This window comes from Tateyamaria omphalii (assembly GCF_019802125.1).
Taxonomy (GTDB): domain Bacteria; phylum Pseudomonadota; class Alphaproteobacteria; order Rhodobacterales; family Rhodobacteraceae; genus Tateyamaria; species Tateyamaria omphalii_B.
This window is the reverse complement of sequence record NZ_JAHVHT010000003.1, coordinates 194,511-211,317: the sequence shown is the minus strand read 5'-3', so window position 1 is coordinate 211,317 and position 16,807 is coordinate 194,511. Positions and strand designations below refer to the sequence as shown.

Here is a 16,807-nt window from a genome sequence, read left to right as displayed (position 1 = left end):
TATCGTGCCGTTGCGCCCAAGCCAAGAGCAGCTGACGGCACGCAGGCGTCCGTTATTTGAGCAATCTTGCGAATGTGTCTCAAAAATTTTAATCTGAACTGGTTAGTTTAGACGTAAGCCCATATATGGCGCGTGACGTTCCGTCAGTTCGCGGAGCGCAGTCTACCAAGGAAGTATACCAAATGCGGATTGTTTCGTTGATCTTGGCCATTGCTGTGGGTGCCGGATTGTATTTCTGGATTATCGAGCGGGAGCGGACCCTGGCATTCATCGCGGGGGCGCCGGAAGCTGCGGAAACAGAAGCAACAGCCACATCGGAAGACGCGGCTGCATCTGCGCCTGACGAAGAGGACGCAGCTACGGGTGCGTTGATCAAGGTAGTAGCACGGGCGTCCATCGCACGTGAAATCGACAATGCGGTGATTTTGCGCGGCCAGACCGCGGCCGCGCGTCAGGTCGAGATCCGGGCCGAGACATCATCGACCGTGATCTCTCCGCCGCTGCGCAAGGGCGCTTTTGTGGAGGCCGGTCAGCTGATGTGCGAACTGGACCCCGGCACCCGCGAATCTGCATTGGCCGAAGCACGCGCGCGTCTGGCCGAAGCCATCGCAAGCAAGACCGAAGCCCAAAGCCGTGTGCCCGAGGCTGAAAGCCGGGTGATCGAAGCACAGGCCCGTATTGACGAGGCGCTGGTCAACCAGAACGCTGCGCGCCGCCTGAGCGAAGATGGCTTTGCCGCCGAAACCCGCGTGAAGAACGCTGAAGCCGCTGTCGCGGCCGCAGAAGCATCGCGCGAGGCTGCAAAAGCCAGCGTGACGGCGGCCAAGTCCGGCCTGCAAAGCGCGAATGCCGCCATCGAAAGCGCCACGGCATCCATCGCCACCGCCGAAAAGGAGCTGGAGAGGCTCGAGATTCGTGCACCGTTTTCGGGTCTTTTGGAAAGTGACACCGCCGAACTGGGCACCTTGCTGCAACAAGGCTCACTGTGCGCAACCGTGATCCAGCTCGACCCGATCAAACTGGTGGCCTACGCGCCGGAAACCGAGGTCGCGCGCATCGAGGTTGGCGCGCTGGCAGGGGCCCGACTGGCCGCTGGCGGTCAGGAGGTGACGGGCGAGGTGACATTCCTGAGCCGGGCCGCCGATGAAATGACCCGCACCTTCCGGGTCGAGATCGAAGTGCCGAACGCCGACCTGAAGATTCGCGACGGCCAAACCGCCGAGATCGCCATTTCCGCGGCCGGCGAGAAGGCGCATCTGCTGCCCTCCTCCGCGCTTACATTGAACGAGGATGGCGCCCTGGGTTTGCGCACGGTGGACGGCGCCGGTGTGGTTGCATTCAACCCCGCAACCGTTGTGCGCGACACGGCGCAGGGCATCTGGCTGGCCGGGTTGCCCGATGAAATCAACGTGATCGTTGTCGGGCAGGAGTTCGTCACGGCAGGCGTGACCGTCGCGCCGACCTTTCAGGAGCAGACACAATGACCGGTATCGTTGACTGGGCGGCGTCACGGGCCCGGATGGTTGTGGCCTTTATCTTTCTGTCGATTGCGGCAGGAGCGTTGGCCTATGTCGTGTTGCCCAAAGAGGGTGAGCCGGACATTGAAATCCCGACGCTGGTGATTTCACTGCCCTTCCCCGGTATCTCCGCCGCTGATTCCGAAACGCTTCTGATCAAGCCAATGGAAACGGAATTGGCCGATCTCGACGGGCTGGACCGGATGACTGCGACGGCCGCCGAGGGTTACGCCAACGTGGTGCTTGAGTTCCAGTTCGGCTGGGACAAGACACAGGTGATGGCGGATGTGCGCGACGCCATGGACAAGGCAGAGGCCGACTTTCCCGAAGGCTACGAACAGTACACGGTTGACGAGTTCAATTTCTCAGAGTTCCCCATCGTCATCGTGAACCTGACCGGCCCGGTCCCCGAGCGGACCATCGCGCGTGTGGCCAAGACCCTGCAGGATGATATCGAGGCCCTGGACGCCGTTCTCGAAGCGAGCCTTGTCGGCAACCGTGACGAGATGGTCGAAGTGCTGATCGATCCCCTGCGGCTGGAGGCATACAACGTCACTGCTGGCGAATTGATCAATGTCGTTCAGAACAACAACCAGCTGATTGCAGCTGGTGAGGTCGAAACGGCGCAGGGTGCCTTTGCGGTCAAGATCCCGTCGTCCTTTGACGAGGTGCGTGACATCTACAATCTGCCGGTCAAGACCAATGGCGACCGGGTCGTGACGCTGGGCGATCTGGCGCAGATCAACCTGACATTCGAAGACCGCGTGTCGACGGCCCGCTTCAACGGGGAAGACACCGTCGCGTTGCAGGTGGTCAAGCGCAAGGGTTTCAACCTGATCGATACCGCGACAGAGGTGAAGGCCCTCGTGGACGAAAAGGCGGATCAATGGCCCGAGGGCCTGCGGGCCGTCGTCGAGGTTGGCACATCCAACGACCGGAGCCGCGAAGTGGCATCCATGGTGCGGCAGTTGGAGGGGTCGGTTCTGACCGCCATCGCGCTGGTGATGATCGTTTCGCTGGCTTTTCTTGGACCACGCGCCGCGGCACTTGTGGGCTTTGCCATCCCGACATCGTTTCTTTTGTGCTTTGTCCTGCTCGCGATCATGGGCATTTCGATTTCGAACATCGTGATGTTCGGTCTGATCCTGGCGGTGGGGATGCTCGTGGACGGAGCCATCGTCGTTGTCGAATACGCAGACAAGCGGCAACAGGCGGGGGTTGGCCCGATGCGCTCCTATGTGGACGCGGCCAAACGCATGTTCTGGCCGGTTGTGTCGTCGACTGCGACGACGCTGTGCGCTTTCCTGCCCATGCTGTTCTGGCCCGGCGTACCGGGTGAGTTCATGGGCATGTTGCCCGTCACCCTGATCTTTGTCCTGTCCGCCTCTCTGATCGTTGCGCTGGTTTACCTGCCGGTCATGGGCGGCGTGTTGGGCCGCTTTATCCAGGCGCTGAGCAATGCCAACCAGGGCATCGCGCGGATGCCTTTCATCGCGCATGTGGGGCTGTTCGTCCTCGCCTGTGTCATGATGGCCGGGCTCACGGTCGTTCCTGGACTGATCGAACGGGCCGGCGGTGCCTTTGCCGTGATGGATCAGCAACAGGTCTGGCGATCGGTTCTGCCGACCTTCATCGACGTGTTCATGTATGGGCTTGCCATGCTGGCCCTTGCGGCCCTTGCCTTTGCCGGTGCGGTCATGGCCATGCTGTCGGTCACCGCGCTGTTCCTGCGTCTGGGCTTTGGCGTGACCTGGGGCGTGCGCAAGGTGTTCGGCACGCGCAATCGCTCGGTGCGCGCGGGCTACCAGCGGTCAACCTTCGGCTATGTCATTCAAGGCATTGTCGGAAACCCGGTGATGCCGCTTGTGATGATCGGCTGCGTCTTTGTCTTCGTGGGTACAACGCTGATCTACTTCATCAACAACAACCGTGGCGTCGAGTTCTTTGTCGAGACGGAGCCAGAGCAGGCCATCGTCTATGTGCTGGCGCGCGGGAACATGTCACTTGACGAAAAGGATGCCCTGTTGAGCCAGGCCGAGGACATCGTGCTGGCGCATCCGGGGATCAGCAGCGCCTTTGCCTTTGCCGGTGCAGGCGGGTTGAACGCCAATACGGGCGGCGCACAGTCCCCACGCGACACGATTGGCCAGATCCAGCTTGAGACCATCCCGTGGGAGGACCGCCCGGACGCATCCGAACCCTGGTTCACCATCCCGTTCACCGATCATGTCGTCATGCGCCAGATCAAGGCTTCGGACTTCGACGGAAACACGGTTCTGGACGAGCTGACGGCCGAGCTGTCGCAGATCCCCGGCATTCGGACCGAGGTGCTGTCCCTGTCCCAAGGCCCCGCCTCGGCCAAGCCGGTGCATCTGCGCATCCGCGGCGACGATTGGGACGACCTGCTGCAATCGACGACACTGGCGCGCGCCCATTTCGACCAGACCCCCGGTCTTACCCGGATCGAGGACACGCGCCCCCTGCCCGGCATCGACTGGCAGATCGACGTGGATGTCGAAAAGGCGGGCCGCTACGGCGCCGATGTGGCGACTGTCGGGGCCATGGTGCAGCTTGTGACCCGTGGTCTGCTGCTCGACACGATGCGGGTGGATACGTCGGATGAAGAGATCGAGATCCGCGTGCGCCTGCCGGAAGACAACCGCGTGTTGTCGACGCTTGACACGCTGAAGGTGAGGACCGCGGACGGTCTGGTGCCCCTTGCCAACTTCATCACCCGCACGCCCGTTGCCGAACTGGCACAGATCAACCGCGTCGATCAGAAGCGCTACTTCGATGTGAAGGCGGACGTGCTGAACGGTTTGCAAAAGCTGGTCCGTACCGTCGAGGTGGATGGTGCCGATGTCGAACAGATCGTGGCCACCGTGCGACCATCATCCGATGCCGCAATCACCGCAGATGGTCAGGGCTTTGCACTCTTCAACCTCGCGCCCGAGGGCCGGGGGCTGGATCTGCAGGCGGAGATGGATCAAGGCGCGCTTCGGATGATCCCGGTCAATGCCAACGAACGCATTGCCGAGATCACCAAGTGGGTCGAAACGAACCCCTTCCCAATCGGCATCGAAACCGAGTGGACAGGCGATCAGGAGGATCAGGCCGAATCCAGTGCGTTCCTGGGGCAGGCCTTTGCCGGGGCCCTGTTCCTGATGTTCATCATCCTGCTGGCCCAGTTCAATTCGATCTACAACGCGCTCTTGGTTCTGGGGGCCGTGGTGCTCTCCACGGCCGGTGTGCTGATCGGGATGCTGGTCATGGGGCAGGCCTTCTCGATCATCATGACGGGCACGGGCATTGTCGCGCTGGCGGGGATCGTGGTGAACAACAACATCGTTCTGATCGACACCTACCAGGAATACGAAAAATACATGCCGCGGATCGAGGCGATCATCCGCACGGCACAGGACCGTATTCGCCCGGTGTTGCTGACCACGATCACGACCATGGCGGGCCTCGCACCGATGATGTTTGGCCTCTCGCTGGACTTTGGCGGTGGCGGCTACACCGTCGACAGCCCGACCGCTCTGTGGTGGAAGCAATTGGCCACGGCTGTGGTATTTGGCCTGGGCATCGCCACTGTCCTGACATTGGTGGTCACACCATCGCTTCTGGCGCTTCGGGTCTGGATCGTGACCTATGCCGGCTGGCTCAGCCAGTTGTTCGCCAAACTGTCCATGGGTCGGGCCAGCCGCGCCGCGCGTGACTGGGCGCTGGACCGCGATTCCCGCGCAGTGACAAGCGACGAGTTGGTGTGGGACTTCGGTGACGAACCCGCACATGCTGAGGCATCTGTGCCCCAGTCGCCGCTGGCAGCGGCGTCCCTGAAAGCGGCAGAGTAGGTGTCGCAGCCAACACACCGTTGAAAAGCGCCGGTGGCTTCACCGGCGCTTTTCATTTCCGGGATCGCCCTGCGCCTGCTCGCCTTGGATCCGCTGCGAGCAACCACATGCACCACGGTGTACGCGTAGGGGCATCATCCGGTGGCACCATAAAGCCGCCCTCAAACGAAGCGTCCGGCTTCGTCTACGGCATTGTACCCCGCACGCCGTCGACTTTGATCATCAAATGAACGGGCGATCCAATGCGTTCCGGTCATCATTCTTCATGCAGCAGCCACGGGACGGTGGGCGGGGCGATTTTGCCCGAAGGGCAAAGAGCGGCGCACGGCGTCACGCCTCATCCGCCTGCTGACGTTGCCACAGCTGGGCGTAGCGTCCATCACTTGCCAACAGTTCGTCGTGGGTGCCCGTCTCGACAATTTCGCCCTGTTCGAGAACGACAATGCGGTCCGCTTCCGCAATCGTGCTGAGCCGGTGTGCGATAGTCAGCACCGTGCGCCCCTGCCCTGCCGCATTGAGCGCTTCCTTGATCTCCTGCTCGGTCTCGGTGTCGAGCGCGCTGGTCGCTTCGTCCAAGAGCAGAATGGGCGGGTTTTTCAGAAGCGTGCGGGCGATGCCCACGCGCTGTTTTTCCCCGCCGGACAGCTTCAGACCGCGTTCGCCCACTGCGGTGTCGTAGCCATCGGGAAGCCCCATGATGAAATCGTGGATCTGTGCCGCCTTGGCCGCCCGTTCGATGTCTGCAAATGTCGCCTCGTCCCGGCCATAGGCGATGTTGTAGCGGATCGTGTCGTTGAACAGCACCGTGTCCTGCGGCACGACGCCGATGGCCGCGTGCAGGCTGTCCTGCGTGACCTCGCGCACGTCCTGCCCGTCGATGCGCAGCGCGCCCGAACCGACGTCGTAGAAGCGGAACAGCAGCCGCCCAATGGTCGACTTGCCCGACCCGGTGGAGCCGACAATGGCGACCTGTTGCCCCGGTTCGGCCACCACCGACACGCCCTTGAGAATGGGCCGCGCGGGATCATAGCCGAAATGGACATTGTCCAGTTCGATCCGGCCGCCGGTCACGTTCAACGCCTTGGCGTCCGGGGCATCGACCACTTCGGCCGGCTGTTCGAGCAGGTCGAACATCTCGCCCATGTCCACAAGCGCCTGCCGGATTTCGCGGTAAACCGTGCCGAGGAAATTGAGCGGCATGGTGATCTGGATCATGTAGGCGTTGACCATGACGAAATCGCCGACGGTCAGCGTGCCGTTCTGCACCCCGATGGCTGCCATGACCATGACACCGACAAGGCCCGCGGTGATGATCAGCGACTGCCCGAAGTTCAGGAAGGCGAGCGAGTAGCTGGTTTTCAGCGCCGCCGCCTCATACCCTTCCATCGCCTTGTCATAGCGCCCGGCTTCGCGCGCTTCGGCCCCGAAATACTTGACCGTTTCGTAGTTCAGCAGGCTGTCGATGGCCTTTTGGTTGGCATCGGTGTCCTGGTCATTCATGACCCGCCGCAGCTTTACCCGCCATTCGGTGACGGCGAAGGTGAACCAGACATAGAGCCCGATGGTGACCGCCACGACCACCAGGTACCAGATGTCGAAGAGGATCGTCAGGACGACCCCGATCATCAGAAGCTCCAGCACCAGCGGACCGATGGAGAACAGAAGGAAGCGCAGCAGGAATTCGACGCCCTTGACCCCGCGTTCGATGATCCGGCTGAGCCCGCCGGTCTTGCGCGTGATGTGGTAGCGCATGGACAGGCGATGGATGTGCTGGAAGGTTTCCAGCGCCAGCATCCGCAGCGCCCGCTGCGCCACGCGCGCAAAGATCGCGTCGCGCAATTGCTGGAAGCCCACATTCATCAGCCGTGCGGCACCATAGGCCACGGTCAGGCCGATCGCACCGAGGGCGAGGTCCGACACGCCCTCACCGCTCAGCACGTTCACGGCGTCGCGGTAGAGGATGGGCGTGTAGACCGACACCAGTTTGGACAGCACAAGCGCCAGCATGGCCAGCACGACCCGTTTTTTCACCCATGGTTTGTCCGCGGGCCAAAGATAGGGCGCGACCTTGCGGATGGTGCGCAGGCCAGAGGCGCGTTCGGCCTCGGCCACGGTGTCCTTGGGGTCATTCGATTGGGGCGCTTGGTCAGCGGGTGCCGACGACTCCGAGCTGTCTGCGGGCATGGAGATGGGTTCCTGACGTTCAGGTGCCACTATCTAAGGCAGCGACGGGCGAGTTGCCAGCGCAGCGCGCCAGTTGTGCGTCAGTTTGGGAGGGCGAAGACCTGGCCCGGGAAGATCAGGTCCGGGTTGCGGATGCGGTCGCGGTTGGCTTCGAACACCTGAACGTAGAGCGTGCCCTCGCCATAGCGGTCGCGGGCGATGGCCCAGAGGGTGTTGCCCGCCTGCACGGTGATCTGCTTGGCGGGGCTGTCCACATCATCCGTCTGCGCCAGCACCTCGGGGTCTTCGCGGCGGAACGGGGTTTCGACGCGGCTGGTGACTTCGCCTTCGGCGTCCAGCTCGTCCACCCGCAGGGTGTAGGTGCCGGTGTCGATCTGGGGCAATGCCCCTTTCCAGCGGCCATCTGCCGTCACATCGAGATCCGCGACGGGCGCATTGTTCACGTAGACCCGGACGGTGTCGGCTTGCGGTTGGGCGCGGCCTGCAAGTTCGACGTCGCCTGCCTCGGAATAGCTGATGCTGTCGAGGGCGATGTTGTCGAGGGCCTCTGGCGGTGTGTTGCCGAGGACCTGCACCCCCTCTTCGGTGGATTTCAGGACCGTGACTTGCTGCGCCGCGCTTGTCTCTGTGCTTTCGACCGGGGTTGCGGGTGTTGCGACATCTGCCTCGGCCACCGTTTCTGGCTGGGACGGCTGTGCTGTGTTGGGCAGGGTCTCGTCCTGCTCTGCCACATCTGCGACCGTTGTTGCAGCTGTGTTGTCCGGTGCGGCGGCGTTCGGGGCTGTTGCCACGTCGGTCGTGTCCTGAGCTTCCGGTTCGACTGCGGCCTGTGCGGTTGGAGTTTCTTCGGAGACGGGTGCGGTATCCGTGGTCTCGATTTCCGGCGCGGTTTCGGCTGGCGCTTCGGCCACGACCTCGGGTTCCACCGGTTCGGGCTGGGCTTGCGGGGCGAGGATCACCTCGTCCACCGATGCGATTTCATCGACGCCGACGCGCTGTACAACCGTCAGAACCTGTGCGTTCGGGCTGGGCGGCAGAATGGTGATCGCGGCAAAGCTGCCGCCGTCATCCGTTGTCGTTTCGGCGTTTTCTGTACCGTCGAGCAGGACGGAGACCTTGCTTCCCGGTGCCGCGCGGCCCGCAATGACCGTCAGGCCGTCCGGTTCAACGCGCACTTCGTCAATCGAGGGTGGATCAAGCGGAACTGCCGCGTCCGGGGCCGCCTCGGCCTGCGGTTCGACGGCAGCAACTTGCGGTGCGGTCGCGACCTCCGCCGGTTGGGCTACAGTCGGCGTCGGCGCCTGCTGGTTTGCGTGGATGTAAAGGCCAGCGCCAATGGCGGCTGCAATCACAACCGCCACCGTACCCACAAGGGCACCGTTCGACCCGGCAAATGCCGTCCATTTGGACATGTAGACCCTCTCCACCGCACCGGTTTTCCCGGTTTCGTTGCGCTTCCATAACAGGCGGCGCTATAGCGGTCAAAACAAGGGCGTCACAAAACCATCACTTTCGCGCGCCCGTTACAGGAGCACCACATGTCCCATCTGTCTGTTTGCGTCTATTGCGGGTCCCGCCCGGGCGCATCGCCTGCCTTCAGCGTCGAGGCGGAGGCCCTGGGCGCGGGCATCGCGGCACGCGGCTGGCGGCTGGTCTACGGCGCGGGGGACGTGGGCCTGATGGGGTCGGTTGCCCGTGCCGCGCAAGCCGAGGGCGGCGATACGTTCGGGGTGATCCCGCGCCATCTGGTGGACTGGGAGGTCGGCAAGACCGACCTGACCCGCTACGTCGTGACCGAGACCATGCACGAGCGCAAGAAGGTCATGTTCATGAATTGCGACGCAGTCGTGGTGATGCCCGGCGGTGCCGGATCGCTGGACGAGCTGTTCGAGGTGCTGACATGGCGTCAACTCGGCCTGCACGAGAAGCAGGTCATTCTGATGAATGTCGAAGGGTACTGGGACCCGCTGGTCGACCTTTTGCAGCATGTGGTGGCAAAGGGCTTCGCGGACAAATCCCTGCTGGACTATTATTCGGTTGTCGCAGGGGCCGCAGAGGCGCTGGCGGAGCTGGGCTGAAACCGGGCTTCGGCTTCCTCATCCACCCGACACCTCGATCACAGTGATTTCTGGGACCACGTTGAACCTGACCGGTGCGACGGAACACCCGATTCCACCCGACAGAACCAAGTGCTGTCCGTCCGATGTGTAGTGTCCCCAATTGAAATCCTCGTTCGACGAGGCCGCAATCATCGGAGACCATTGGCCGATCTGGATCTGTCCACCGTGCGTGTGGCCGGACAAGGTCAGAAAGACGCGGTCCGGCACGTCGGGCCAGATGTCTGGCTCGTGCGCGAGAAGAATACATGGCGCATCGTCTGTCACCTCGTTCAGCGCGGCATCCAGATCGTCGAACCCCTCTCCTTCGGGCCCTTCGTCCAGAGGACGCTGATCCCCGAGCCCGATCAGCCAGAAGGCATCCTTGCCGTCGCGCAAACGGATGGCACTGTTGTCGAGCAGCGGAATGCCATGATCGCGCAGGGCCTGGGCTGCTTCGGGTGTGGTGCGCGCCTTGGCCGCCTTGGTGTCCTGCCACCAATCGTGGTTGCCCAGAACTGCGTAACTGCCCAGCGGTGCGGTGAACCCGGCCAGCCGCGCGATGATGTCACCCTTGGTCATACGACCCAGCGTGAACGGGTGCGCGGCCTGATAGTCGCCAAGGTGGACTGCAAGATCGGGTTTGAGCGCATTGGCGCGCGCCACAATGCGCGAGACCCGTGACAACGGGATATGCGGCGCACCTGCGTGCAGGTCACTGATGACGACAATGCGCAGCGGTTCACGTCCAGCCCATGCAGGATCACTGATCCGCCAGGTGACCACGCGCAAACGCCACGCCGGTTCGATCCACCAGGCGTAAATGACAAGGGCCAGCAGCAAAGCCGCCAGCCCCCACAGAAGTGTATACAGCACGGCCAGACCGGTTACATGCGGCTCGCGACGTTTTCCCAGTTCACCAGGTTGTCCAGGAAGTTTGTCAGGTACGCCGGACGCTTGTTGCGGAAGTCGATGTAGTAGGAGTGTTCCCACACATCGCAGCCCAAGAGCGCTGTCTGACCGAAGCAGAGTGGGTTCACGCCGTTTTCCGTCTTCGTCACCTTCAGGCTGCCGTCCTTGTCCTTGACCAGCCACGCCCAGCCCGAACCGAACTGGCCCGCACCGGCCGCGGAAAATTCATCCTTGAATTTGTCGACCGAGCCGAAGCTTTCGGTCAGCGCCTTTTCAAGCTCACCCGGCATGGCGTTGTCGCCCGGCCCCATCATTTCCCAGAACTGGTTGTGGTTCCACAACTGGCTGATGTTGTTGAAGATTCCGTTCTGGGCCACGGCATTTGCATCGTAGGTGCCAACGATGATCTCTTCGAGCGACTTGCCCGCCCACTCGGTGCCTTCGATCGCCTTGTTGCCGTTGGTCACATAGGCGTTGTGGTGCAGGTCGTGGTGGTATTCCAGCGTCTCTTTGGACATGCCTTTGGATGCAAGTGCGTCGTGGGCATAGGGAAGGTCGGGAAGTTCAAAAGCCATGGCGGGCCCCTTTCAAGTATTTCGACGTTGTGCCTGACAGATTGTGCGCAGGTGAGCAAGTTCAAGGCAGCCTTCGCGGATTTCCGTTGCACATCACCCGTTCAGCTTCAGTGTCCCTTGTCGGCAGGTGCCGTTGCCGTTCAAGGAATTTGTGACGCCTCGAATGGATCCGCGAACGATGATCCGGTTGGTCTTGATATTGATGACCGCCTGATAGCCGATGCGAATGGGCGACGGCCTTGCCGGGACGTTGTTCACCGTCCAAGAAATACGGTACTCATCCGGGTTAAGGGAGCGCTGCCGCACGGTGGCCTGGATTGGTTGCCCATGCACTGCGTGGATGTAACGGTCATAGACCATGGCTGTCGATTGACCGGGTTCGAACTGCACGGCAATGGCCGAAGAAATGAACCCGTCCCCGGTGCTGCGCACGCTGCACGCGAATTCCAAAGCGGCTGCGGGTGCCGACAGTCCAATGGTCATCCCGAGCGCAAGTATCAGTTTTTTCACCGTATATCCCCTGTATATGTTCTTGACGCGATTTTGCGTCAATACGCGGGGAAAGGGAATGTTGTCCTGACAAAAAAGTTTAGCGGAACGCGCCTACGTCCGATCCGGGTTGCGCTGCGACGGTCAACAGGTCGAATACGTATTGTGCCTGGCTGCGGAAGCAGATCACGCGGAAGCTGTCGGTGTCGTGCAACCAGAGGGCTGCTGGCACCTGGGCCATACGGGTGCGTCGGAACATGCCCTTCGTGAACCGATCGGGTGCCAGATCAACCGGTACGAGCTTGGCCAGAACCCCGCGCGCGTAAGGCCCGGACACCTCGAACACGGCGCGTGCGTCGGAGACATCCACGCACAGGCTGTGCAGACCGGACAGAGCCTTGTGCATCATGTCGATGTTTTCGGCCACATCATCATACGGGCAGAGCACCAGCGCTTCGTCCGGTGACATCCAGCAGATGCCGCGATTATCCGCGCAGTTCGCCTGTCCGGGTCCTGGCATATCGACGTTTGCCGCGCTGGTGGCTGCGGTCTTGATCTTCGGGTCGTCCAGATTGCCGCGCAGGGTGATCATGCCCTGCAGCGCGACTTCCTCGATCATGGCGATCCCGTCGGACCATTTGGCGCCGTTTAATGCGCTGAGGGCCTTAGACATTCTGCTTCTCCCCTTCGGGATCGTAAAAGACCGGGTTCACGATCTTGGCCTGGTAGGTGGTGCCGTCGGTACCGGGGAAAGTGATCACCTCGCCCATGCGGTCGGGTCCGTGCAGCACCAGCCCCATCGCGATTCCTTTGTTCAGGTTGGGCGAGTGGTAGGACGAGGTCACGCGCCCCTGCATGGTGCGTTGGCCGTTTTCGTTGGTGCCATCGGCCACAGCATAGACGCCGTCTGGGAGGACGGACCCATCGACGGTTTCGAGCCCGACAAGCTGCCACCGCTCCGGGTCGGTCATGTGCGTGCGTTCCTGCGCCCGTTTGCCGAGGTAGTCCGTTTTCTTCTTGGACAGCGCCCAATGCAGGCCGAGGTCCTGGGGAATGACCGTGCCGTCGGTTTCATCACCGATCATGATGAAACCTTTTTCGGCGCGCAGGATGTGCAGCGCTTCGGTGCCGTAGGGCATGACCCCCAACGCATCGCCGACGGTCATAAGCGCGTCCCAGAACGCCTGTCCTTCGGAGGCTTTGACGGCGATTTCGTAGCTCAATTCGCCTGAGAACGAGATGCGGTAGACCCGAACGTCGAAGCCGCCGAGCGTACCGTCGGCCCATTCCATGAAGCCCAGCGTCTCGGCAGAGACGTCCATGCCGCCCAGCGCTTCGAGCGCCTTGCGGGCGTTGGGGCCGACGACGGCGATCTGTGCGTATTGTTCGGTGACGTTGGCGACATAGACCTGCATGTCCCACCATTCGGTCTGCAGCCATTCCTCCATGTGCTGGTGGATGCGCTCGGCCCCGCCTGTGGTGGTGTGGCAGAGGAACGTGTCCTCGTCGATCCGCGCCACCACGCCATCGTCGATCAGGAAGCCGTTTTCGCTGCACATCAGACCGTAGCGGCATTTGCCCGGCTTCAGCGTGCTCATCATGTTGGTGTAGAGCAGGTCGAGGAATTTGCCTGCATCCGGCCCCTTCACGATCAGTTTGCCAAGGGTGGAGGCGTCGAGCAGGCCGAGGTTCTCGCGCACGTTCCTCGTCTCGCGCATCACTGCGTCGTGGACGCTTTCGCCGCTGCGGACATAGGCGTACGGGCGGCGCCAGTGGCCGACCGGTTCCCAGTTTGCGCCGTTTTCATCGTGCCAGGCGTGCATGGGGGTCTGGCGGACGGGTTGGAACACCTTGCCCCGCGCCTCGCCCGCGATGGCGCCCATCGAGATGGGCGTATAGGGCGGGCGGAAGGTGGTCGTTCCGGTCTGTGGGATCGGCTGGTTCAGGGCGTCCGACAGGATCGCGAGCCCGTTGATGTTGCTGAGCTTGCCCTGGTCCGTCGCCATGCCGAGGGTCGTGTAACGCTTGGCATGTTCGACGCTTTCGAACCCTTCCTGCGCCGCGAGCTGCACGTCCGACACCTTGACGTCGTTCTGATAGTCGAGCCACGCCTTGCTGCGCAGCGCCGCCCCTGCCCCCTGTGGCATGAGCCAGACAGGTGCCAATGGCGTCTCTTCGGTGCTGGACGCATCGGGTGCAGGTTTGGGTGTCACCTCGTGCCCCGTCGCACGTGCTGCGGCATAACCCATGGCGTGCGCGTCTCCGACAATCTCGGTCAGGCCGAAATGACCGTTGGCCGCACCAGCCGGGCTGACGAAGGCCGCACCATCCGCACCCGTCGGTGCTTTATCCACATCGGGGCGGAACATGGCAAAATCGTTGTCCCAGAGCAGCTTGCCGCCGCAATGCGACCATAGGTGGACGACCGGGGACCAGCCGCCTGACATCGCGACTGCATCGCAGGCAAATTCTTCCAGCACGGCACCCTCGCCTGCCTGCGAACAGACGGCGACGCCGATGACACGTTTGCCACCCAGAACCTTGGCGACACCGTGGCCCATCATTACCCGAATGCCTGCGGCTTTCGCTTCTGCCATCAGCGGGCTGTCCACCGGTAGAACGCGCGCGTCCAGAATGACCGGAACGTCCAGTCCCGCGGCTTTCAAAGCGGTTGCAGTGCGGTATGCGTCGTCATTGTTGGTGACAACAACCGTCCGATCGCCCGGGCTGACACCGTAGTTCACCACGTAGTCGCGCACCGCGGAGGCCAGCATGACACCAGGAATATCGTTGCCCGCAAAAGACAGGGGACGTTCGATGGCGCCGGTCGCCGTGATGACGTGTCCGGCCCGGATACGCCACAGGCGGTGACGCGGGCCATCTGTTTCAGGCGCGTGGTCTGTCAGACGCTCATAGCCGAGGACGTAACCGTGGTCGTAAACCCCTGCCCCCATCGTGCGTGTGCGCATCGTGACATTCGGCATGTCAGCGAGCTCTGACACCAGTTCGTCCACGATCTTATCCACAGGCTTGCCATCAACCTCGCCTCCATCCACCGGCGCACGGCCGCCCCAATGGGCCGTCTGTTCGAGGATCAGAACCCGCGCACCGGCAACGGCAGCCGAGCGTGCTGCAAGCAGGCCAGCGATCCCGCCGCCGACGACCAGAACGTCACAGAACGCATGAAAATGCTCGTAGGTGTCAGCGTCTCGCCCTTTGGGCGCTTGGCCCAGCCCAGCGGCCTGCCGGATGAACGGTTCATAGACGTGTTTCCACAAGGGACGCGGGTGGATGAACATCTTGTAGTAAAAGCCCGCCGGCATGAAGCGCGCGAGTTTGGCGTTGATCGCGCCCACGTCAAACTCAAGACTGGGCCAATGGTTCTGCGAGGTGGCCAGCAGCCCCTCGAACAGCTCGGTCGTGGTCGCGCGCTGGTTCGGTTCGAACTTGCCTTCGACGCCAAGGTTCACCAGTGCATTGGGTTCTTCGGCACCCGCCGCGACGATGCCGCGCGGGCGGTGGTATTTGAAGGACCGGCCCACCAGCATCTGGTCATTTGCAAGCAGGGCCGAGGCGAGCGTGTCTCCTTCGAACCCGCGCATTTGCTGACCGTTGAAGGTGAAGCGCACCGCCTTGTCCTTGTTGAGAAGGCGGCCGCCTGTGGCAAGACGTGTGCTCATGTGCGGGCCTCATCGCTGCGGCGGGCGTGGGAGCCTCCCCTTACGGTGGCAAAGCCACCTGTCGGGCAGAGGGCGGTCGTATTTTCAGTCAGAAGAAACATCAGGCGAGGTCCCTCCACGCCCAGCCGGGGCGCTTTTCGGAAATCGTGTCGAGGATCTCTTTCGGCGGTTCGGTCACCTGGGCCGAATACGTTCCAAAGACTTCCAGGGTTGTCGTGCAGCGTGCGGCGTGGAACCACTTGCCGCAGCCATAGACATGCCGCCAGCGTTCGAAATGCACGCCCTTGGGGTTTTCGCGCATGAACAGGTAGGTTTCGAAGTCGTTATCGGATGATCCGGGACCGAAGCGTTTCAGATGCGCTTCGCCGCCTGCATGAAACTCGGTCTCTTCGGCGGTCACACCGCAATTGGGGCAAGTCAGGATCAACATGCGCGCGCTCCGGTGTTGGATGACATCCCGGTTCCCGGCACGCAAAAGGCGGACGTCCGAAGACGCCCGCCTTGTGCGGTCCGAATACGTGGGGAGGAGTTATTCGGTTGGTACCGCCATGCCTGCAGCACCTGTCGAGTCGATGGCAGCCGGTGCGATGGCATCCTGTGTGGGTGCGCCTTCACGACCGCCCGACCCGACGGAGCCGAGGAGGGCCAGCAAGGCGACAACCGCCACGATGACCGCAAAGGAGATAAGCAGCCCGCGGCCCGACACGCCGTCGCCACGATGGATATTCGGGTTTGGATAGTCTGACATGGGTAAGCCTCCGTTTTCTGGAGCTTCATGTCATCATTGCCGGGGGTCTGTTCAATTGCCGTGGCAGAACGGGCCGGAAACGGGCCGATGGCAGCCGGTTTGGTCTGAAACGAGCGGCCGGCTTCCGCCTGTTTGGTGATTTTGCGTGACCTGACCGGCAATTCTGTGCCACTGTCAACTAAAGTTGACAGGAGGTCATCATGGATCACACAACGGGCGCCATTCTGGTCTTTGGCGCAATCGCCGTGGGCGCGGTTGTCATGTTTCTGCTGGAACGCCGCGCTGCTGCCAAACGGCTCGAAGCGCGGGGTGGGCGCGAGGTGGACGTCGCCAGCCTGATCGCCTTTGGCTCTGCTGCCGGAGAAGGCAAAAAGACGCACGAGTGACCCGTGCGCCTCATGCGGGCGGGGGCGAGGCCCCGTTCCCGAAAGGATGCGTGTGCGTACTGGCTTAGTTGCCTTCGCCGGATGCAGCACCTTCGACAGCCGTTGCTGCGTCTTCGACTGCGGACCCGGCCCTTTCGATGGTGATGCTGACGTCATCGCCTGATGCGCCTTCGCCCGAAAACATGACGTAGGCCAGAACGGCCACGACGACGACAAGGATACCGACCACGAAGGCGAGCCCTGCATTGCCCCCGGAACTGGTGGTTGTGGTCGTGGTTGTGTGGTTCGTACCTGCTTGGTCTGTCGACGACATGTGTCGGCTCCTTTCGATCTGTTAGTCGGAAAGGAAACGCCGTCTGTCGCAGG

At 62.3% G+C, this 16,807-nt stretch carries 14 protein-coding genes; 4 read left to right on the top strand and 10 right to left on the bottom strand.

All coding sequences use genetic code 11. The features are described 5' to 3' along the window. Positions 1-182: 182 nt before the first annotated feature. Together KUV51_RS13435 and KUV51_RS13430 are read left to right on the top strand one after the other, a co-directional pair. The gene (locus KUV51_RS13435; RefSeq protein ID WP_222522153.1) at positions 183-1,484 is read left to right on the top strand and encodes an efflux RND transporter periplasmic adaptor subunit; all 1,302 of its coding nucleotides are present in this window, start codon (positions 183-185) and stop codon (positions 1,482-1,484) included. Further along, the gene (locus KUV51_RS13430; RefSeq protein WP_222522152.1) at positions 1,481-5,371 is read left to right on the top strand and encodes an efflux RND transporter permease subunit; all 3,891 of its coding nucleotides are present in this window, start codon (positions 1,481-1,483) and stop codon (positions 5,369-5,371) included. Before KUV51_RS13435 ends, KUV51_RS13430 begins: the two co-directional genes overlap by 4 nt. A gap of 330 nt (positions 5,372-5,701) precedes the next feature. Here KUV51_RS13430 and KUV51_RS13425 read toward each other — a convergent pair whose 3' ends face one another. Then, positions 5,702-7,555, bottom strand: coding sequence for an ABCB family ABC transporter ATP-binding protein/permease (locus KUV51_RS13425; protein WP_222522151.1), 1,854 nt, complete (start codon positions 7,553-7,555; stop codon positions 5,702-5,704). Between the two features lie 80 nt (positions 7,556-7,635). Next, on the bottom strand, positions 7,636-8,967 hold the full coding sequence (locus KUV51_RS13420; RefSeq protein WP_222522150.1) for a LysM peptidoglycan-binding domain-containing protein: 1,332 nt from the start codon (positions 8,965-8,967) through the stop codon (positions 7,636-7,638). A gap of 126 nt (positions 8,968-9,093) precedes the next feature. Here KUV51_RS13420 and KUV51_RS13415 point away from each other — a divergent pair, with 126 nt between their 5' ends. Next, positions 9,094-9,633: a TIGR00730 family Rossman fold protein gene (locus KUV51_RS13415; protein WP_222522149.1), complete on the top strand. Its 540-nt coding sequence runs from the start codon at positions 9,094-9,096 to the stop codon at positions 9,631-9,633. Positions 9,634-9,651: 18 nt separating this feature from the next. On the opposite strand, the gene KUV51_RS13410 is transcribed toward KUV51_RS13415, so the two are convergent. The 7 genes from KUV51_RS13410 to KUV51_RS13380 all read right to left on the bottom strand — a co-directional run bounded on the left by KUV51_RS13410 (position 9,652) and on the right by KUV51_RS13380 (position 16,055). Next, positions 9,652-10,527, bottom strand: a complete 876-nt coding sequence (locus tag KUV51_RS13410; RefSeq protein ID WP_222522148.1) for a metallophosphoesterase — start codon at positions 10,525-10,527, stop codon at positions 9,652-9,654. 11 nt (positions 10,528-10,538) lie between these two features. Further along, positions 10,539-11,138, bottom strand: coding sequence for a superoxide dismutase (locus tag KUV51_RS13405; RefSeq protein ID WP_222522147.1), 600 nt, complete (start codon positions 11,136-11,138; stop codon positions 10,539-10,541). Positions 11,139-11,231: 93 nt separating this feature from the next. After that, on the bottom strand, positions 11,232-11,648 hold the full coding sequence (locus KUV51_RS13400) for a hypothetical protein (RefSeq protein WP_222522146.1): 417 nt from the start codon (positions 11,646-11,648) through the stop codon (positions 11,232-11,234). 79 nt (positions 11,649-11,727) lie between these two features. After that, positions 11,728-12,300 carry a sarcosine oxidase subunit gamma gene (locus tag KUV51_RS13395; protein WP_222522145.1) on the bottom strand — a complete coding sequence of 191 codons (573 nt, stop codon included), beginning with the start codon at positions 12,298-12,300 and terminating at the stop codon, positions 11,728-11,730. After that, a complete protein-coding gene (locus KUV51_RS13390) occupies positions 12,293-15,307 on the bottom strand; it encodes a sarcosine oxidase subunit alpha family protein (RefSeq protein WP_222522144.1) in 3,015 nt (1,004 codons plus the stop codon). The genes KUV51_RS13395 and KUV51_RS13390 overlap by 8 nt, the downstream gene beginning before the upstream one ends. Before the next feature lie 100 nt (positions 15,308-15,407). Beyond that, a complete protein-coding gene (locus KUV51_RS13385; RefSeq protein WP_222522143.1) occupies positions 15,408-15,737 on the bottom strand; it encodes a sarcosine oxidase subunit delta in 330 nt (109 codons plus the stop codon). 99 nt (positions 15,738-15,836) lie between these two features. Continuing rightward, on the bottom strand, positions 15,837-16,055 hold the full coding sequence (locus tag KUV51_RS13380; RefSeq protein ID WP_222522142.1) for a hypothetical protein: 219 nt from the start codon (positions 16,053-16,055) through the stop codon (positions 15,837-15,839). A 200-nt stretch (positions 16,056-16,255) separates the two neighbouring features. Between KUV51_RS13380 and KUV51_RS13375 the strand changes: the two genes are divergently transcribed. Then, complete coding sequence (locus KUV51_RS13375; protein ID WP_039683634.1) at positions 16,256-16,441, top strand: hypothetical protein; 186 nt, start codon at positions 16,256-16,258, stop codon at positions 16,439-16,441. Between the two features lie 64 nt (positions 16,442-16,505). On the opposite strand, the gene KUV51_RS13370 is transcribed toward KUV51_RS13375, so the two are convergent. After that, entirely contained in the window at positions 16,506-16,754 is a 249-nt protein-coding gene (locus tag KUV51_RS13370) for a hypothetical protein (protein ID WP_222522141.1), read from the bottom strand. Between the last annotated feature and the right edge of the window lie 53 nt (positions 16,755-16,807).